Source organism: Halomonas sp. SH5A2, assembly GCF_014263395.1.
GTDB lineage: Bacteria > Pseudomonadota > Gammaproteobacteria > Pseudomonadales > Halomonadaceae > Vreelandella.
On record NZ_CP058321.1, the window covers coordinates 1,034,002 to 1,052,666 of the forward strand.

Genomic DNA, 18,665 nt, shown 5'->3' on the forward strand with positions numbered 1-18,665 from the left:
TCTCCTTGGTTATGGTCGTCATAGCCGTAACATGACACTGCAACAAAAATGCCATTATGTTTCGGCATGCTGTGTCACTGAAATGCTAATAACCCAGGAGGGAACCATGGAAATGACGTCGCTCAAGGCGTTCGTTGCACGCCATGATAATTTTGAAATACGTGTCATCAGCCACGCGGGCAGCCGCTTTTATCAAGTGGAACTTGAAGACGTTGAAGGTGAACGCCACATGCTGACCCAGCGGGGCAAACCGATGATGTTTCGGGCGCTGGATGATATCTACCTGGAGCTGAAACGCGCCGATATTCACCGCGCCTATCTGGTTCAGCACGTCGCCCACGACGAAATGATAGGCCGTGATGCTCACTACAATGCCCCGTTAAGCTCGCGTGTGCCGCTGGTTTTTTAAATCTTGCGCATGGCACTATGATGATCTGCTAGAGCGTTTTTCCCACCATTGGCCCAGTCGCACCCGACGGCGGGCAAACCACCGATAGCCCCAGTTAAGGGCCCCTTTCAATCCCGGCAGGCACGATAGCCAAACCAGCCGCCGGTATCCCAGAACGGCATACAGGGCGCGGCTTGCTTCCATGCCGATATACCAGTTGCCTTGGCTGTCTTTTACATGAAGCAACCCCATCATGGCCTCGAACTCGCCTCGACCATGGGTGGCCTTGAATTCATCGCTTTGAATATCCACCAGTCGGATGCGGTCCTGATGATGGTGCTGGGAAAGCCAATTGACCTCGACGCGGCAAAAAGGGCAGTGGCCATCGTGGTAGAGCGTCGCGGGGGCGCTGGCATCAAGTGGGCTGAATCGGCTCATGAAAATGTCTCCGTTGCATAGCCAGAGGTATGGTGGGGTTGCCCGTAACCCGGTGAGGTTTCAAGCTGATCGAGAAATTGCTGTGCCTGCTCATGGATAGCTGAGCGCTTGTCGGATGCCATGCGATCAAGCGAGCCATAAATCAATTTCATGCGCGGGTTATGCTGCAGCGTGTCGCGGTGTTGCTCGAGGAAATGCCAGTACAGACTATTGAAGGGGCAAGCCTTTTCACCCGTGACCTGATTGGGCGAGTAACGGCAGTGTTGGCAATGGTCTGACATCTTGTTGATATATTTGCCTGACGCGCAGTAGGGCTTCGAGCCCATCTGGCCGCCGTCGGCATGCAGCACCATGCCCAGCGTATTAGGCAGTTCCACCCACTCGCAGGCATCGATGTATACCGCCAGATACCAATCGCATAGCGCCTCCGGCTTAACCCCGCACAGCAGAGCGAAATTGCCGGTCACCATCAGGCGCTGGATGTGGTGCGCGTAGCCGTTGTCCATGGTCATTTCCACGGCCCGCTTCAAGCAATGCATATCGGTCTTGGCGTCCCAGTAAAAGGCGGGCAAATCGCGCTCGAAACCTAATGCATTGCGACGCTTATAGTCGGGCATCTGCGTCCAGTAAAGTCCCCGCACGTACTCGCGCCAGCCGAGTATTTGGCGAATGAAGCCTTCAACGGCGTTGATGGGCGCTTGTCCATCGAGGTAACACTGCTCCGCCGCCCGGCATACCTCCTGCGGTGAGAGTAGGCCGATATTGAGCGCGGCGGACAGACGGGAATGAAACAAGAAAGCAGAGCTTTCACTGATCGCATCCTGGTAGCGGCCAAAATCGGCCAGGCAGTGGTCAAGGAAGTGGCGCAAATCCCCAAGCGCCTGGCGGCGTGTGACCGGCCAGTTAAACGTCGCCAGATCGCCCATGTGGTTGGGAAAATGGCGCTTCACTGCATCGAAGGCGGCATGGGTCATCTTCTCGTAGTGATGCTTGGGTGGCGCTGGAAACGCCAAGTCACCCTTGATCGGCTCGCGGTTATCATGATCAAAGTTCCATTGCCCGCCGATTGGCTTGCCGTCTTCCATCAACAGCCCCGTGCGTTTGCGCTGCTCACGGTAGAAGTACTCGAGGCGCAGCTGTTTGCGTCCCTGCGCCCACTGGCTGAAGTCGTCGGGCGTTGTGAAAAAACGATCGTCCTCGTGCAGCTGCCAGTGCAGCTCGGCGGTTTGACGGTCTAGCATGGCCGCATATAGCCGCCATTCGCCGGGGCGCGTCACGTGTATTTCATCGCAGCCGTAAAGCAGGGCCAGGCGCTCTGCTTCCCCGATCAGGGAATGGCAGTTGTCAGCATCGTCCAGGTTGCTGTAGTGAACCTCGAAGCCTTGTTCGCGTAGCTGGTAGGCAAAGTGACGCATGGCCGCGAAGAACAGGCCAAGCTTATGGCTATGATGGGGGACGTAACGGGCTTCCTCGGCGACTTCGCACAGGGCGACGACGGCATTATAAGGCGCCTGGCGCAGCGTCACCAAAGAAAGCGACAGCTGGTCGCCCAGCACGAGCAGTAAAGGCTTAGACATGAATTAACCTAAATATGTACAAATAATGTTAATAGTATAACTTTATGCCGCCGGTTTGCAGAAAAGTGGTAGGATTTATTTTTCAAGGCGCTGTCAGCAGGAGTGAGTATCATGACCGAGCAAGTCGCAAAGGATCAGCCGGGCGAAGGTCGCCTAATGCATGCCCCCAGCGACCACCCCCCCGTGCCCCGCGCGAAGGTGGGCGTGGTATTGGCCAATCTGGGTACCCCGGATGCCACCGACTACTGGTCAATGCGTCGCTACCTGAGCGAGTTCCTGTCTGATAAGCGGGTGGTTGATTACGCCAACTGGAAGTGGCAGCCGTTGCTGCAGCTGATTATCTTGACCAAGCGGCCATTCTCATCAGGCAACGCCTATAAAAGCATCTGGAACAATGAGTTGAACGAAAGCCCGCTGCTGACCACCACCCGGGCGCAAACGCAGAAAATGACCGAGCGTATGAAGGCGCTCTACGGCGATGATGTGGAAGTCGATTTCTGCATGCGCTACGGCAACCCTTCGACCGAAAGCGTGCTGAATCGCTTGAAGGAGAAAGGTTGCGAGAAAATCGTGTTCTTCCCGCTTTACCCGCAGTACGGCTCGCCTACCACGGCGACGGCCAACGACCAGGCGTTTCGTACCCTGATGAAAATGAAATGGCAGCCTTCCATTCGCACAGTGCCAGCCTATTTCGACCATCCCGCCTATACGGATGCGCTGGCCAACTCGGTGCGGGAAGCCTACGAAGGGTTCGCGTCGCGGCCGACCAAGCTGGTCGCCAGTTACCATGGCGTGCCCGAGCGTTACCTGCTTGAAGGCGATCCCTACCACTGCCAATGCCAGAAAACCACGCGTCTGCTGCGCGAAAAGCTGGGGTTCAGCAAAGAAGAAGTCGACACCGCCTTCCAGTCACAGTTTGGCCCCGAAAAGTGGGTTGGCCCGCAAACCGTTAATCACGTAGCAGAATTGGCCAAGCAGGGGCACAAGCACATCGCTATCCTGTCGCCTGCCTTTTCGTCTGACTGCGTCGAGACGCTGGAAGAGATCAAGGAAGAGATTCACGACAGCTTCATGGAGGCGGGAGGAGAAACCTTCAGTTATATTCCTTGCCTGAACGACCGGGATGATCACATTGATGCGCTAGTCGCGGTGGTCAACAACGAATTGTCAGGATGGTTGTAGGCGAATACTTTATCTCTAGCATTTACCTCTTTTTTCATTGGCCACCATCGGGTGGCTTTTTTGTGCCTGGTGTCACCCGGCGAATGGCGTAATGGCTTGAGAAATATATGTACAATAATTGTACTGTATAAGGTATGGTGTCTATGTTTAGAGGACGCCTCATACTTGGCGAACATCAATATGTCCCATCAACACCATTTACCGGAAAAAGTCTGCGTTCACTGCCAACGCCCATTTACTTGGCGAAAGAAATGGGCGCGATGCTGGGATGAGGTCCGCTATTGCAGCAAACGCTGTCAGCGCGAAGCCCGGATAGCAAAACGCGCTGAGGAGACCTGAGCATGAACAGCACGATCGATATCGTCTGGCTGCACGACGACCTCAGAGTAGCGGACAACCCATTGCTGCGCCTGGACGACCTGCCGGATCATCTCGTCTGTCTTTACGTGCTTGATGAAGCGTGGCTGGCCCCATTATTTGACGATGCCAATGAATTGCGAATTGGTCCGGCAAGGCTACGTTTTCTATGGCAGTGCCTGATGGAGCTTCGCGGCGAACTATTACAGCGGGGCAGCGACCTCTTGGTAAGAATTGGCGATCCCGTCAAAGAGGTTGTATCGCTCGCCGAAAAGCTGCAGGCGCGTAAAGTAAGGGTTGCAGAGCACGTAGGTGTAGAAGAAAAGCAGCACATTCAGGCGGTCAAAGATCGGCTTTCGCCGACTACCTTGATTGAGCGCCATGAATCGGGCCGGTTGATTGACGAACAGGACCTGCCGTTTGACCTATCTCGACTGCCTGAGAGTTTTTCGGCCTTTCGGCGCCAGGTCGAGAAACACTGTGTCATTCCATCAAGCCTCGCCGCGCCGATTACCTTACCTGCCTGGCCCGACGCCCCGCGTGGCTTTCCGCCGCTGAACAAGGTGTGTAACGCCAGTGCGAACTGGCAGCCGGATGAGCGCCAGGGACTCGAATTTGTAGGAGGAGAGGCGGCGGGCCGCGAGCGACTGCATCAGTACATCTGGCAGCAACATGGCCCGGCGACCTACAAGAAAACCCGCAACGGGCTCTTGGGGGCCAATTTTTCTACGCGTTTTTCACCCTGGTTGGCCCATGGCTGTTTATCGCCACGCCAAGTGCACGATGAAGTAAAAGCCTGGGAGTCACAGTACGGCAGTAATGAATCCAGCTACTGGATTGGCTTCGAGCTGCTATGGCGGGAGTATTTTTTACGCGCGGCGCAACTGGAAGGTGAGGCGCTATTCGGCCACGCACAGTTGCCTGCCATCAACGCAGACTTCGATGCCTGGCGTTATGCCGATACAGGCGTGCCGTTTATCGATGCCGCGATGCTGGAACTAAGCAGCACGGGGTGGATTTCCAACCGTGTCCGCCAGAATGTTGCCAGCTTTCTGGTCAAGGATATGGGCGTGGATTGGCGACTGGGCGCCGCCTGGTTCGAGCACTGCCTGCTGGACTACGATGTGGCGAGCAACTGGGGCAACTGGCGCTATATTGCCGGTGTCGGACGCGACCCGCGTCAGGACCGTTACTTCAACGTATTGAAGCAGGCCGGTCACTATGACCCTAAAGGGCTTTACGTGGCGCACTGGCTGCCTGAACTGGAGAGCTTGCCCAATGGTCTGGCTCGGCAACAGCCATGGCGAGTTGCCGCTGGGCGATTCCCGGCGCCTCGGGTGGCACCCGAAGCCTGGCAGCGCTGGCTGATCGATGAAGTGCAACTGGAAGCAACAGACGAGTAATTGATGAAGGTATCCATGGAAGATCGCCGTACCGCCTGGTTGTTGGGGCTGGCAGGCTTACTGCCGTTCCTGTTGACCCTCGGATTGGCCGGGTGGGGCCCGGGCGTCTGGCAAGAAACCGCCGTGCGAGCATTTTTGTATTACAGCGCGGTGATTTTGTCGTTTCTGGGCGGCACGCACTGGGGGGCAGCGCTGCAAAATCCGCAACCAGACCACAGCCCTCGACTGCTAATCGCCATGGCCCCGAGTTTGATCGCCTGGCCAGCCTTGCTGTTTAGTCCGCTTCGGGGGCTTGTCGTGTTATGCGTCGGCTTTGTGTTTGTCTGGGGGTATGACCTCAGCCGCAATGGTCGCTTTGGTTGGCCAGGATGGTACTGGCAGCTGCGCACGCTATTAACCGTAATCGTTGTGCTTGCCCACGTCGTCTTGTTGACTCGCCTTTGGTAATCAAAAGACCCTAGTAACCTACAACGTTCTGGGCCATTATCGGCACTGCCAAGGACTGCCTTAAAGGAAGCCATGATGTTGTATAAAAAGCTGACAATTTCCTCGATTCGCGCCACGTTCGGGATAACGGCCGTGTTGCTTTTGAGTCCCTCGGTGCTGGCCAACCAGCAACTGATGACCGAGGTAGATGCCAAGGTGGCGGATCAGGTTGCGGAAGACATACAGCACGAGAGTTTCAATCAGTGGCGCGATGCCTTCCGACGCTACGCCAGGGATCAAGGCATCAGCGAAGCGACGCTGCGTGAGGCTTTCGATCAGGTCCGCTACCGCGAACGGATTATCGAGCTCGATCGCTACCAACCTGAATTCGTGCGCCCCATCTGGGAATACCTTGATACGGCGGTCTCCAGTACCCGTATCAACAACGGGCAGGATCGGCTGGCGGAACATCGTCGTACCGCAGAGCAAATGGAGCAGCGTTATGGTATCCCTGCGGAGATTATTGTCGCGATCTGGGGTATCGAGAGTAACTACGGCAGCAACTTCGGTGATTTCTCCACCCTCGAAGCATTGGCGACGCTGGCTTTTGATGGCCGTCGTCAGCAATTCGCCCGCGAGGAGCTGCTGGCGGCCCTGCGGATAATCCAGCAAGGCGATATCGCCGCTGAGGATATGCGTGGCTCCTGGGCCGGTGCCATGGGGCATACTCAGTTCATCCCCACCAGTTTTGAAGCTTACGCCGTCGACGGTGACGGCGATAACCGCCGCGACATCTGGGAGAGTATCCCGGATGTCATGGCGTCAACGGCCAACTACCTGGCCCGCGCGGGCTGGCAGCCTGGGCAACCCTGGGGGGTTGAGGTAAATCTGCCGGATAACTACGACTACGCTCAGACCGGGCGTCGCGATAGCCAGGCCTGGGCACAACAGGGCGTGGAAGCCGTGAGCGGTCAACTCCCGCGTTTTGATAGTGCCGAAGTGATCGTGCCTGCCGGGGCCGAGGGCCCAGCATTTTTAGTGGGACCCAATTTCCGCGCCATTTTGCGCTATAACAACGCCACCAGCTACGCGCTGGCGGTGGCAACACTAAGTGATGCCATCGCTGGGCGCGATGGCATTCAGGAAGGTTGGCCGCGTGAAGAGGCACCTTTGACGCGGGATGATGTCCAAGCACTTCAGCGCTACCTCAACCAGGTCGGCTACGACGTCGGCGGAGCCGATGGCATTATGGGGCCCAACACCCGTCAGGGTCTGCGTTCTTTTCAGCGGGCTGAGGGATTGACCCCCGATGGTTTCGCGACGCAATCATTGCTTGAGCGGCTGCGTCAGCGGGTTGAGTAGCCCTTTTTCTAAAGGATACCAGGATAGGAAATGATGATGCCCAAGGTGGTAACGACGTTGTTAAGTAGTGTCGCCATTGTCGCGGCCCTGGCAAGCAGCCAGGCAGTTGCCAATGACGACAAGGTATTTGGCTGGGTGGAAAAGGCAACCCTGCAACCCTGGGGAACCGAAGTCAAAGCCAAGCTTGATAGCGGTGCCTTGACCTCGTCGCTGGACGCTCGGGACATCGAGATGTTTGAAAAGGATGACGAAGACTGGGTGCGTTTTCGCCTCAAGCTTGAAGACGAGGAAAGCGGCGAGGTGTTCAGCGATGAGATCGAGCGCCCGCTATACCGCAACCTGAAACTCCGCGGTGCCGGTGGCACGGACAGGCGCCCCGTGGTGCTGCTCAACCTGTGCATGGGCGACACCATCTACGAAGAGCAGTTCAGCCTGCGTAACCGGGAAGACATGAATTATCCGCTATTGCTGGGGCGGCGCACCATCAGCCACCTCGGCCTGCTCGATGTGCGTGAAACCTTCATGCAAGAGCCCGACTGCGACGAGGATGCAGAGGTAGTGGCCCATGATCCTGACGATGATGACGCCAGCGATAAAACCTGACCCTTAAAAAAGCCGTGATAATAAAGCCGTCACGGCGGTCTCCACTCGCAGAATACGCGGGCCAAGGTGCATGCCTTCACAGCCCGCGTTCAACAGCTGATCCACTTCCCAGTCGATAAAGCCCCCCTCAGGGCCTATGAACAATACCGTTTCCTCGCTGATGCCCCTTGGGCAAGGATAGGCCATGCCCGGGTGGGCAACGAGGCCGCGGCCCTGTGCCAGTAGCGCTGGCAAATGCTCGTCGAGGAACGCCCGAAAGCCTTTCACCAAGGTCACGCTGGGCATCACGGTATCGCGTGCCTGCTCAAGGCCCAGGACCAGATGCTGGTGTATCTTCTCAGGGCGTAGTTCGGGGGATTGCCAATAGCTTTTTTCGACCCGTTTGGTATGCAGCAGCGTCAAGCGCTTTACGCCAAGCGCGGTTACGTGTTCCAGGGTGCGTGCCAGCATACGCGGGCGCGGTAATGCCAGCACCAGGTGCACGGGCAGGGCGGGTGGTGGTGGCTCGCCAAGGTGCTCCCAGCGGAGCGTTGCCTGATCGGGCCCAATCGCTGTCAATTCGGCCTTGCCGATCAGCCCGTCTGAGCAGCCGACGGTGAGCGTATCCCCTGGCTGGGCGCGGTGTACCTCGCGCAGGTGTGTCAAACGGCGTTGGTCGCGCAGCAGCGCCTGGCCGTTCTGGGCCACATCGTGAGGTTCGAGTAAAATCAGGTTCATGGCAGTGATGTACTAGTGAGTGGTTGATGGAAGGGTCAAGAAAGGCCCATTTGTCACGCCCCGGCCGACACTACGCCCATTGAATATCGAGACATGGCTTGCATGGCCGCCAAGTGCAGGCACAATAACAGCAACGGGAAGCAAAGCCCTATCGCGTTTAAGGAGAATCGCCGTGCGCGTCATTCGTAAATATGCCAATCGCAGATTGTATGATACCCAACAAAGCCGTTACGTGACGTTGGAGGATCTGCGCCGTCTGATTCTTGATGAAGAGCCGTTTCGGGTCGAGGATGCTAAAAGCGGTGAAGACCTCACGCGTACGATCCTGCTGTCGATTATCATCGAGCAGGAAAGTGCCGACAGTGACGCCGAAGTGTTCTCCAACGACCTGCTGGCTCAGTTGATCCGGGTCTATGACATGTCGTCGCCGTTGCCGCTGGCGCGTTATCTGGAGCAAGGCACCGAGATCATGATGGAGCAGCAAAAGCGCATGCAAGACCAGTGGCAGCAGGCCATTCGCCATACGCCCATGGAATTCATGCGCGAGCTGGCCGAGGAAAACATGCGTTTCTGGCAGAAGACGATGAATCAGGCGCCGCCCACCGGCAAAAATGATAGCGACGATATGGGCCAGAGCGACAAATCCCATAGCGACCAGTCCCCTAACACCAGGGCTCATAAAGACAAGCGCGACGACGACAAGTCATCGTAAGGGCCAGCGACGTGCGGGCAAGCTGTGGCATAATGCCGCGATTAATCTGCTCTTCCGCAAAGAAGGATATCCATGAAGGTTTTGATGATAGGCGGCGGTGGTCGCGAACACGCGCTGGCTTGGAAGCTGGCCCAGTCGCCGCGCGTCTCGCAGGTGTTTGTGGCACCGGGCAATGCAGGCACCGCCGGTGAGGAAAAACTGACCAACGTCGCCATCGAAGCGAACGATGTTTCCGCGCTGGTGGCGTTTGCCCGCCAGGAAGACGTGGCGCTGACGGTCGTGGGGCCGGAGGCACCGCTTGTCGAAGGCGTAGTGGATCAATTCCAGGCGGCGGGTCTGACCATCTTTGGCCCCACCCAGGCAGCCGCCCAGTTGGAAGGCTCGAAATCGTTCACCAAGGACTTCCTGGCGCGTCATGCGATTCCCACGGCCGACTATCAAACCTTTACGGCCGTTGAGCCAGCGCTTGCCTACCTGGCCGACGTAGGCGCGCCCATCGTCATCAAGGCCGACGGTCTGGCGGCCGGTAAAGGTGTAATCGTCGCCATGAACCATGCGGAAGCCGAAGCCGCGATTCGTGACATGCTGGAAGCCAATGCGTTTGGCGATGCGGGCGCACGGGTAGTAATCGAAGAATTCCTGGACGGTGAAGAAGCCAGCTTTATCGTCATGGTCGATGGTGAAAATGTGGTGCCCATGGCGACCAGCCAGGACCACAAACGCGCCTACGACGGCGATAATGGGCCGAATACCGGCGGTATGGGCGCCTACTCACCGGCACCCGTGGTCACGCAGGATGTCGACGAGCGCATCATGCAGCAGGTGATACTGCCCACGGTCAAGGGAATGGCCGCTGAAGGTCATGCCTACAGCGGTTTTCTCTATGCCGGCCTGATGATCGACGCGCAGGGTAACCCGAAGGTGATTGAATACAACTGCCGCTTTGGCGACCCGGAAACCCAGCCCATCATGCTGCGCTTGACCTCGGATTTTGCCGCACTGTGCCTTGCCGGTGCACAAGGCAAGCTTGCCGGTCAGCGCTGCGAATGGGACTCCCGCGCGGCGGTAGGTGTCGTATTGGCCGCCGGCGGTTACCCGGGCAGTTATCGCAAGGGCGATGTGATTCACGGCATTGCCAATGCCGAACGCCATGGCTGCAAGGTGTTTCATGCGGGGACTCAACAAAACGACCAGGGTGATATCCTGACCGCAGGTGGCCGCGTACTGTGCGTTACCGCCTTGGGCGAAAGCGTCTCCCAGGCACAACAGGCGGCGTACCAGGGAGTGGACGAGATTCATTGGGAAGGCGTTATCTGCCGTCGCGATATCGCTTACCGAGCGATTGCTCGGGAAGGTTGACGCTTCGCCTGAAGGTTGACGCTTAGATAGTCACATGGGCATCCTGCCGCGACTGCCGATCACAACAAGGATAACTGGATGGAACGGGTTCAGCTCGATTTTCCCGACGCAGCGATCATTCATCGCCATTCGCTAAGCGTCCGCGTCACGGATATGAACTACGGTCGTCATCTCGGCCACGACGCGCTTGTGTCGCTCCTCCACGAGGCGCGCATCCAGGCGTTTGCCGCCCTCGATCTGCCGGAATGGGACATGCACGGCTACCCCAGTGTGGTTGCGGATCTGGCGGTGCAATACCAAAGCGAAGCGCGCTGGCCGGACGCCTTGGTGATTGAAACCGCCGTGCCTCCCCCCGAAGGCAAGGCATTAACGATTTATCAGCGCATCGCCCATGCCGGGAGCGGTAAAGCAGTCGCAACCGCGCGTATTAATCAACTGCTGATTGACATGGCCTCGGGTCGTCCGGTAACCGTGCCAGAGGCGGTCGTGCAAGCATTAGCGCAAGCAAGAGGCACCTGACCGATGTCCCGTGAATACCCGATTATTGCCATCACCGGTTCGTCCGGCGCCGGTACCACCACCGTGCGGCGCAGCTTCGAGCGCATGTTTCTGCGTGAAGACGTGCACGCCGCCATGGTGGACGGTGACGCCTTCCATCGCTATACCCGCGATGAGCTGCATCGCATGTTCCGCGAAGAGCCCGAGCGCAAAAACGAACTGTCGCATTTTGCCGTCGAAGCCAACCTGCTGGATCGTCTCGAAGGCATGTTTATCGAATACGGCGAGCATGGCACGGGGACCTTCAGGCACTATATCCATGCTGAAGATAAACAAAAGATCGAGGCGGGGCACAAGGTCGGCACCTTCACAGAGTGGCAGTCGCTCCCCTGCGGCACCGATTTGCTGTTTTACGAAGGCCTGCACGGCGGCTTGGTCACGGAAGAGTTCGACATTGCCCGTCATGTTGATCTGCTGGTAGGCGTAGCGCCCACGATGAATCTGGAATGGATCCAGAAAATCGATCGCGACACCAAGATGCGCGGTTACTCCCAGGAAGCGGTCATCGACACCATTCTGGGCCGCATGGATGACTACGTGCGCTATATCCAACCCCAGTTTTCGCGCACGCACATCAATTTCCAGCGCGTGCCCACGGTGGATACCTCAAACCCCTTTGAGGTGCAGGATATTCCCACCGACGCGGAGTCGTTTGTGGTCATCCGTTTCCGTGACCCTTCCACGGTGGACTTTCCCTGGCTGCTGGCGATGATCAAGGATTCGTTCATGACCCGGCCCCACACCCTGGTGGTGCCGGGTGCAAGAATGTCGCTGGCCATGGAGCTTATCCTGGCGCCGTTGGTGCGCCACTTGTTGTCACAGCGGCGTTTTCGTTAAGCTCACAGGTAACAATCGTTTACCTGTGTCGCCAGGTCACGCTCACTGAGGAGCTTTTATGGACTGTCTGTTTTGTAAAATCATCAACCGCGAAATCCCTGCTGATATTGTCTATGAAGACGAGCACGTGCTGGCGTTCAACGACATCAATCCCCAGGCACCCACGCATCAGTTGATCATTCCCAAGAAGCACATCGCCACGCTCAACGATATACAGGATGATGACCTGGTGACCGTTGGGCGGTTGCAATATACCGCAGCGAAGCTCGCCCAAGAGCAGGGCTTTGCCGACGATGGCTACCGGATCGTCATGAACTGCAACGAAATGGGCGGCCAAACGGTCTATCATATCCACATGCACTTGCTCGGCGGGCGTCAGTTTACCTGGCCCGCCGGGTAAGTCGCTGCGACTTTTACGACCCTCGGCCAAGGAGCGAGCCATGATGCGTCGATGCCCCCGTTCTGACCAATGGATCTATCAGTTTGACCGTGCGCTGCGCACGCTGGCACCGCCTACGGTGCGTTCAAAAGCGCCTGTGCCGGTGTCGCCAAGCGATGAAACCCTGACAGCCTTCGAGGCCCACCACGTGTCAGGCATGATGCGCGTCAACCACAATGGTGAAGTATGCCTGCAAGGGCTTTACCAGGGGCAGCGGCTGTTTGCCCAACGGCCCGATGCCAGCGCACAAATGCAACAGTCAGCAACCAATGATCTTGGCCACTTGGCCCTGTTTAGCCAGCGGCTACGGCAATTGGATAGTCGTACAAGCCTGCTTGCGCCGTGTTTCTATATAGCCTCGCTGAGTATTGGCGCGACCACGGGCGCGCTGAGCGAACGCCTTGGCCTGGGTCTACTGGCCGCCAGTGAATCACAAGCTGCCAAGCGTTTCGGCGACCAGCAGTCACGCCTGCCGGAGGCTGACCAGACGTCACGTACGATGCTTCGCCAAATGGCCGTAGAGAAAAATCACCATGCCCAACTGGCGTTGGAAGCGGGCGGTGTCAGCCTGCCGGCGCCGGTGCAATGGCTCATGAGGGGTGCCTTCAAGGCGGTTAGTAAAACGACGTATCACGGCTAATTGCGCGCAGATACCTACAAAAAAACCCCGCCGAAGCGGGGTTTTTTTGCAGATCAAACGCTTTAAGCATCGATGCGCTTGTATTTCATGCGCTTGGGCGTGTCGTTGCCGACGCGCTTCTTGTGATCTTCTTCATAGTCGGTGTAGTTGCCGTCAAAGAAGACCACCTCGGAATCGCCCTCAAACGCCAGAATATGCGTAGCAATCCGGTCAAGGAACCAGCGGTCGTGCGAGATGACCATGGCACAACCCGGGAAGGCCAGCAGTGCTTCTTCCAGTGCACGTAGCGTCTCGATATCCAGGTCGTTGGACGGTTCGTCAAGCAGCAGCACGTTGGCCCCCTGCTTGAGCGTTTGCGCCAGTTGCAAACGACCACGCTCACCACCGGACAGCTCATCTAGGCGTTTTTGCTGGTCATTGCCTTTAAAGTTGAAGCGACCCACGTACGCCCGCGAAGCGACCTCATACCCATTGATGTTGAGGATGTCCTGGCCGCCGGAAACGGCCTGCCAAACGGTCTGCTTGTCGTCCAGGGCATCGCGCAGCTGCTCGACATAAGCGATATCTACCGTTTCACCCAGCACGACCTCACCCGCATCGGGCTGTTCCTGGCCGGTAATCAGCTTGAACATGGTCGACTTACCGGCGCCGTTACCGCCTACAATGCCGACAATCGCACCGGGGGGAATCGAGAACGAAAGATCCTGATAAAGCAATTTGTCGTCAAAGCGCTTCGCCACATCATGAAACTCGATGACTTTATCCCCCAGGCGCGGGCCGGGTGGAATATAGATCTCATTGGTTTCATTACGCTTCTGGAAATCACCAGACTGCATTTCCTCAAAGCGGTTAAGGCGTGCCTTGCTTTTCGCCTGGCGGCCCTTCGAATTGGAGCGCACCCACTCAAGCTCCTGCTTGATGGCTTTCTGACGCGAAGCCTCCTGCTTGGCTTCCTGACCCAGGCGCTGGTCTTTCTGCTCGAGCCACTGCGAGTAGTTGCCCTCAAACGGAATACCCTGACCGCGGTCAAGCTCCAGAATCCAACCCGCGACATTGTCGAGGAAGTAGCGGTCGTGGGTAATGGCCACTACGGTGCCGCTGTAGTCGTGAAGAAAACGCTCCAGCCAGGCGACCGACTCGGCATCCAGGTGGTTGGTCGGCTCGTCGAGCAGTAGCATATCGGGGCTTGAAAGCAGCAGACGACACAGCGCCACGCGGCGGCGCTCACCACCGGAAAGGTTGCCGACTTGGGCTTCCCAGGGGGGGAGGCGAAGCGCTTCGGCGGCGACGTCGAGCTTACGCTCGATGTTATGGGCGTCGGCAGCCTCGATAATGTTTTCCAGGCGTGCCTGCTCGCTCGCCAGGGCATCAAAATCGGCATCCGGCTCGGCGTAGGCGGCGTAAACGCCATCGAGTTTTTCCTGCGCTTCTTTGATGGCGCCCAAGGCTTCTTCGACGGTTTCGCGGACGTTCTTGCTGTCGTCGAGCTCCGGCTCCTGAGGCAAATAGCCGACGTTGATTCCCGGCATCGGACGGGCTTCACCTTCAAACTCCTGATCGACACCGGCCATGATGCGCAGCAGTGTGGATTTACCCGCGCCGTTCAAGCCCAGTACACCAATCTTGGCCCCCGGGAAAAACGACAGCGAGATATCTTTGAGAATTTGCTTTTTGGGCGGCACGATCTTGCCAACCCGGTTCATGGTGAAAACGTATTGCGCCATGGAAATCCGTATAGTTGATGAACGAAATGCCAGCGTCGCCGCTGGGCGATAGGCAGATGATAGAGCCCCGCGTGTCGAAAGGCCAGCCGAGGAGGGCTCACCGCCTAGATGCGGTCAGGTTGATACCTGGTACCGCCACCGGGAAGACGCCGTAGTTTTTCTTGATTACTCTTTCTTGGTTACTCTTCTTCGTCCCAGCTGTCATCGATCGCACGTTTGAGGCGGCGTTCTTCAAGCCAGGCCTCTACCTGGCGTCGGGCGCGCAGGCTATCGGCTTTGCTGTTCGACCGAGAGCGGCCGTAATGTTCGTCATTGACGGCGTCGGGGGAATCGAAGTCATCCACTTCAGCGTCTTCAGGAGAGAAAGATTCACGACTCAAGGGGTCACGGCTCATATCTGGCCCTCCAACCCAAGCCGGCGTGCCGGCGTCATTATGGCTTCCTGGTTTCAAGAGCAACAGAAAGCGCCTAGCGCTTGGTCAAGCGCCTTGCCGCTATATAACGCCGGTTACGTTGAAGATCAAGTGTTGTCGTTTTATTTTTCTGTTTTTGCGTCTGTCTGCTGGGCCTGGAGTGCGGCTAACGCCTGCTGTGCTTCCACTCGTTCGGTAACATCTTTCTGTACGCCGATGTAATACATCAGGTTATCGGCTTCATCGAAAACCGGTGTGATCGACAGCTCATTCCAGAACATGGTGCCGTCTTTCCGATAGTTGCGCAGCACCTGCCGCGAAGGCTCGCCTGCGCTAAGCGCATCACGGATTGCGGCCAAAGGGGTCTGGTCGCGATCTTCGTTCTGCAGGAAGCGGCAGTCCCGGTATAAAATTTCATCGGCGCTGTAACCGGTCAGACGCTCAAAGCCTTTGTTGACGTAAATCAGGATGTTTTCGTCGCCTTCCTGTTCAGCAACCACTATGCCGTCTTCGGAGGCGTCAACCATGCGTTCGAGCAACGCAGGGCTGATCATGGGAGATCGTTTCATCAAGGGGTCCTGTTGCAGCTCCAAACCTATCTTAGCGTATTGTCACGTAATTTTTATGATAGCAAAAGACCGTATAACGGTTGCCACCTACCTACCATCATGGCGAGCGTTGCCCCGCTTTGCAATCCTGAACGCTCACTTGACGTTACTCCACTTCCGGTAAGCGCAGAGCACTGACCATCGCAGCCAGGGCGGTGGCGGATAAAACGAGCAGCAAGGCGCTACTGCCCAGCCACTGGGCCAGAAGGCCGACGACCCCGCCTACCAGCAGCATCAGCACGCCCGTCAAGGTGTTGGAAAGTGCTACATAAAGGGCGCGGTTATCCTGACTGGCCATATCGACCAGATAGGTTTTGCGCCCCAGGCGCACACCATGATGAACAATCACCAGCGCGGCATAGACCAGCGCGTAAGGCCAGATACGTTCGGAAAAGAAGGTCGGCAGCCACGCAATGCCAGCCCCCAGCAAACAGCATACGGTTGTCCCGATAGCCGCATCTCGCATAACGCCTCGGCTGGACTGGTCAGCTCGTTTGCCCCACACGGGACTTGCCACCATGGCGGCTAGGCCGGATACCACGACGAGTAGCCCCAGACTGCTTAGCTCGGTGCCGCTCTGCTGTTGGCCAAGCAGCGCCAGGTAGGGAAGGGCCAAGGCACTGGAGAGCAGTAACGCTCTGGATAGGTTGAAGTGTAAAAACGTGCGGTCTTCCTTGAGTAACGAAAGCCCCAGCTTGATGCTATCCCAGGCATTTTCGCCACCTTCAACCGCGCCCGGCGTTTCCTCAATGCGGGCGGCGCAGATCCCGTTAACGGCCCAGCCAAGCGCCGCAATGCTTAGCAGTGCTGCCAGCGTCACGTTGCCAAGGGAGTCATCCAGAAGTATCAATACGCCCCCGGCTGCCAGAGTAGCCGCCCCGGCAACACTGCCGCTCCAGCCCATCAGCGTGCCACGGCGGCGTTTGGCAATGGTTTTGCCCATGACATCCTTGGTGGCGATGGACGAAAGGCCTCTGGCCAGCGACAGCATGACCAGTGCCACCAACACCAGGCTGCCTCCCAAGCTGCCACTGCTCCACAACGCTAACGCTGCCAGCACGAGTGCCGCGAGTGCCTGTAGGGCAGCACCGGCCACCCACACCCACTTGCGTTGCGGCTTGAGGCGAATGAAGCCAGCCACGAATATCTGTGGCAGCAGCGCGCCGGACTCACGAATCGGCACCAGTAGCCCAACCATCCATACCGGTGCACCGATGATGCCCATCAGCCAGGGCAATACCAGTCTTGCGCTGGATAGCTCATCTGCTAGCTTGTTACCCAGCGCTGCCCATAAATGCAGCATGAAGTTACGCGGTTGCTCATGGCAGGCGCTATCGGGGATGTCATCGCACATCCGGCTATCCTCGTCGCCGGTTAGCCATTCATAAATGCGCGATTGTGAAACGTCTTGTTTAGCCATCTAAGCTCCTTGGCGGTTGCACCTGACTAGGGGTGTTGACGTTTGATTCATTGCAGCGCTGAAACGCCAACAGACCCTGATCAACCCAAAAAATGATTTTTTCATTGAGTGTATCGCTGAGTGGAAGCGGTCCTTCTTTTTAATGAGTACCCTAGTTCTTATATTAACTGGATTTGGAGCTCAAGGATGTCGCGTATTCAAATTCGCTATTGCACGCAATGCCAGTGGCTGCTTCGCAGCGGCTGGTATGCGCAGGAGTTGCTCTCCACCTTTGGTGAGGCGCTGGAGGAAGTGGCGCTTTGCCCCAGCCACGGCGGCACTTTCGAAATATGGTGCGACGAGGCCCTGCTGTGGGAGCGCAAACGCGATGATGGTTTCCCGGATATCAAAACCCTCAAGCAGCGCGTGCGAGACCACGTCGAGCCAGCTCGGGACCTGGGTCATACCGACCGATGAATCAGGACCGCCAAGCAATTCTCTATGGCTTGGGGGCCGTTGCCCTCTGGTCCACCGTCGCCACAGCTTTCAAAGTTGCCTTGGCCTGGATGTCGCCTCTGGAGCTGATGTGGCTCGCGGTGCTGGTTTCCTGGCTATTGATGGGTGCCCTGGTGGTTTATCAAGGCAACGCCAGAAAAGCGCTAGCTACTGGCTGGAAGACCGCCGCCTGGGCCGGATTGATGAACCCAGTGGCCTATTACCTGGTGCTGTTTGCCGCCTATGATCGACTGCCCGGCCAGGAAGCCATGGCGCTGAATTACACCTGGGCGCTGGCCATGGCGTTTTTGGCAGTACCGCTGTTGGGGCACCGCCTAACGGTTAAAGATGTCACCGCCGGACTGGTCGCCTACGCCGGTGTCTGGGTGATCGCCACCCGTGGCAATGTGTTCGATGTCGACTTTGCCGACCCGCTTGGCGTGGCCTTTGCGCTAGCGTCCACGCTGCTTTGGGCGCTTTACTGGCTGCTCAATGCCCGGGATAAACGCCAGCCGTTGGTGGGTCAGTGGCAGAACTTCACCGTTGGGCTGCCGGTATTAACACTGCTGCTGATGTGGGGGCCTGGGTTTCAGTGGCATGGCGGTTCGGCGCTGTTGGCAGGTATTTACGTCGGGCTGTTCGAGATGGGTATCGCGTTTATTTTGTGGCAGCTTGCGGTTCACAAAGTATCGCGCACTGCCAAGGTCTCAAACCTGATCTTTCTTTCCCCGCCAGTTTCACTTTTGTTACTTTTTGTAGTCGTTGGTGAGTCGATTTATCCTTCAACCTTGGTGGGTCTGGTGCTTATTCTGGCAGGGCTTGGCTGGCAACAAACGCGTAAAGCTTAGGGCTAACGGCTTCATAACAGTTTAGGTAAACCAGTTCAGTGGTTGTCGGTTTACATATTAATGCCTGCTTAATAAGAAATTTATTGCATCGACCTTTGTACATAATGTAATTTTGTTTTACGATAATTTACATTAATAATTGTTACGTAACCGACAGGTTGTAGGCTATAAATAGGAAAC

22 protein-coding genes are annotated in these 18,665 nt (G+C 57.1%); 15 read left to right on the plus strand and 7 right to left on the minus strand.

Annotated features, from left to right (window positions below; genetic code table 11):
- Positions 1-106: 106 nt before the first annotated feature.
- Complete coding sequence (locus tag HXW73_RS04905) at positions 107-409, plus strand: DUF6482 family protein (RefSeq protein ID WP_186255162.1); 303 nt, start codon at positions 107-109, stop codon at positions 407-409.
- A gap of 15 nt (positions 410-424) precedes the next feature.
- Here HXW73_RS04905 and HXW73_RS04910 read toward each other — a convergent pair whose 3' ends face one another.
- Together HXW73_RS04910 and HXW73_RS04915 are read right to left on the minus strand one after the other, a co-directional pair.
- The gene (locus tag HXW73_RS04910; RefSeq protein ID WP_186255163.1) at positions 425-826 is read right to left on the minus strand and encodes a thiol-disulfide oxidoreductase DCC family protein; all 402 of its coding nucleotides are present in this window, start codon (positions 824-826) and stop codon (positions 425-427) included.
- On the minus strand, positions 823-2,403 hold the full coding sequence (locus HXW73_RS04915; RefSeq protein ID WP_186255164.1) for a cryptochrome/photolyase family protein: 1,581 nt from the start codon (positions 2,401-2,403) through the stop codon (positions 823-825). The genes HXW73_RS04910 and HXW73_RS04915 overlap by 4 nt, the downstream gene beginning before the upstream one ends.
- 111 nt (positions 2,404-2,514) lie before the next feature.
- Between HXW73_RS04915 and hemH the strand changes: the two genes are divergently transcribed.
- From hemH to rloA3, 6 genes are all read left to right on the plus strand, one after another.
- Positions 2,515-3,585 carry a ferrochelatase gene (gene hemH, locus HXW73_RS04920; protein WP_186255165.1) on the plus strand — a complete coding sequence of 357 codons (1,071 nt, stop codon included), beginning with the start codon at positions 2,515-2,517 and terminating at the stop codon, positions 3,583-3,585.
- Positions 3,586-3,765: 180 nt separating this feature from the next.
- Positions 3,766-3,924, plus strand: coding sequence for a DUF2256 domain-containing protein (locus tag HXW73_RS04925; protein WP_186255912.1), 159 nt, complete (start codon positions 3,766-3,768; stop codon positions 3,922-3,924).
- 2 nt (positions 3,925-3,926) lie between these two features.
- Positions 3,927-5,345 (plus strand): DASH family cryptochrome, encoded by a 1,419-nt coding sequence (locus tag HXW73_RS04930; RefSeq protein WP_186255166.1) that lies wholly within the window; start codon positions 3,927-3,929, stop codon positions 5,343-5,345.
- 3 nt (positions 5,346-5,348) lie between these two features.
- Positions 5,349-5,792: a DUF3429 domain-containing protein gene (locus HXW73_RS04935; protein ID WP_240538714.1), complete on the plus strand. Its 444-nt coding sequence runs from the start codon at positions 5,349-5,351 to the stop codon at positions 5,790-5,792.
- Positions 5,793-5,867: 75 nt separating this feature from the next.
- Positions 5,868-7,133 (plus strand): lytic murein transglycosylase, encoded by a 1,266-nt coding sequence (locus tag HXW73_RS04940; RefSeq protein WP_446719005.1) that lies wholly within the window; start codon positions 5,868-5,870, stop codon positions 7,131-7,133.
- A 33-nt stretch (positions 7,134-7,166) separates the two neighbouring features.
- Entirely contained in the window at positions 7,167-7,736 is a 570-nt protein-coding gene (gene rloA3 / locus HXW73_RS04945) for a retropepsin-like aspartic peptidase RloA3 (RefSeq protein ID WP_446719006.1), read from the plus strand.
- 3 nt (positions 7,737-7,739) lie between these two features.
- On the opposite strand, the gene HXW73_RS04950 is transcribed toward rloA3, so the two are convergent.
- A complete protein-coding gene (locus HXW73_RS04950) occupies positions 7,740-8,453 on the minus strand; it encodes a 16S rRNA (uracil(1498)-N(3))-methyltransferase (RefSeq protein ID WP_186255168.1) in 714 nt (237 codons plus the stop codon).
- 172 nt (positions 8,454-8,625) lie between these two features.
- Here HXW73_RS04950 and phaR point away from each other — a divergent pair, with 172 nt between their 5' ends.
- The 6 genes from phaR to coq7 all read left to right on the plus strand — a co-directional run bounded on the left by phaR (position 8,626) and on the right by coq7 (position 12,998).
- A complete protein-coding gene (gene phaR, locus HXW73_RS04955) occupies positions 8,626-9,165 on the plus strand; it encodes a polyhydroxyalkanoate synthesis repressor PhaR (RefSeq protein WP_240538715.1) in 540 nt (179 codons plus the stop codon).
- Between the two features lie 72 nt (positions 9,166-9,237).
- Positions 9,238-10,524: a phosphoribosylamine--glycine ligase gene (purD, locus tag HXW73_RS04960; protein ID WP_186255169.1), complete on the plus strand. Its 1,287-nt coding sequence runs from the start codon at positions 9,238-9,240 to the stop codon at positions 10,522-10,524.
- A gap of 78 nt (positions 10,525-10,602) precedes the next feature.
- Positions 10,603-11,043 (plus strand): acyl-CoA thioesterase, encoded by a 441-nt coding sequence (locus tag HXW73_RS04965; protein ID WP_186255170.1) that lies wholly within the window; start codon positions 10,603-10,605, stop codon positions 11,041-11,043.
- Between the two features lie 3 nt (positions 11,044-11,046).
- Positions 11,047-11,919, plus strand: coding sequence for a phosphoribulokinase (locus HXW73_RS04970; protein ID WP_186255171.1), 873 nt, complete (start codon positions 11,047-11,049; stop codon positions 11,917-11,919).
- A gap of 58 nt (positions 11,920-11,977) precedes the next feature.
- The gene (locus HXW73_RS04975; protein ID WP_186255172.1) at positions 11,978-12,319 is read left to right on the plus strand and encodes a histidine triad nucleotide-binding protein; all 342 of its coding nucleotides are present in this window, start codon (positions 11,978-11,980) and stop codon (positions 12,317-12,319) included.
- 40 nt (positions 12,320-12,359) lie between these two features.
- Complete coding sequence (gene coq7 / locus HXW73_RS04980) at positions 12,360-12,998, plus strand: 2-polyprenyl-3-methyl-6-methoxy-1,4-benzoquinone monooxygenase (RefSeq protein ID WP_186255173.1); 639 nt, start codon at positions 12,360-12,362, stop codon at positions 12,996-12,998.
- 62 nt (positions 12,999-13,060) lie between these two features.
- Here coq7 and ettA read toward each other — a convergent pair whose 3' ends face one another.
- From ettA to HXW73_RS05000, 4 genes are all read right to left on the minus strand, one after another.
- On the minus strand, positions 13,061-14,722 hold the full coding sequence (ettA, locus tag HXW73_RS04985) for an energy-dependent translational throttle protein EttA (RefSeq protein ID WP_186255174.1): 1,662 nt from the start codon (positions 14,720-14,722) through the stop codon (positions 13,061-13,063).
- Between the two features lie 179 nt (positions 14,723-14,901).
- On the minus strand, positions 14,902-15,117 hold the full coding sequence (locus HXW73_RS04990) for a PA3496 family putative envelope integrity protein (protein ID WP_186255175.1): 216 nt from the start codon (positions 15,115-15,117) through the stop codon (positions 14,902-14,904).
- A 140-nt stretch (positions 15,118-15,257) separates the two neighbouring features.
- Positions 15,258-15,704, minus strand: a complete 447-nt coding sequence (locus HXW73_RS04995) for a PAS domain S-box protein (RefSeq protein ID WP_186255176.1) — start codon at positions 15,702-15,704, stop codon at positions 15,258-15,260.
- A gap of 145 nt (positions 15,705-15,849) precedes the next feature.
- A complete protein-coding gene (locus tag HXW73_RS05000; protein WP_186255177.1) occupies positions 15,850-17,163 on the minus strand; it encodes an MFS transporter in 1,314 nt (437 codons plus the stop codon).
- A 186-nt stretch (positions 17,164-17,349) separates the two neighbouring features.
- On the opposite strand from HXW73_RS05000, the gene HXW73_RS05005 reads away from it, so the two are divergent.
- Both HXW73_RS05005 and HXW73_RS05010 read left to right on the plus strand, forming a co-directional pair.
- Positions 17,350-17,619 carry a SelT/SelW/SelH family protein gene (locus tag HXW73_RS05005; RefSeq protein WP_186255178.1) on the plus strand — a complete coding sequence of 90 codons (270 nt, stop codon included), beginning with the start codon at positions 17,350-17,352 and terminating at the stop codon, positions 17,617-17,619.
- Positions 17,616-18,485 carry a DMT family transporter gene (locus tag HXW73_RS05010; protein ID WP_186255179.1) on the plus strand — a complete coding sequence of 290 codons (870 nt, stop codon included), beginning with the start codon at positions 17,616-17,618 and terminating at the stop codon, positions 18,483-18,485. The genes HXW73_RS05005 and HXW73_RS05010 overlap by 4 nt, the downstream gene beginning before the upstream one ends.
- The last annotated feature ends 180 nt before the right edge of the window (positions 18,486-18,665 follow it).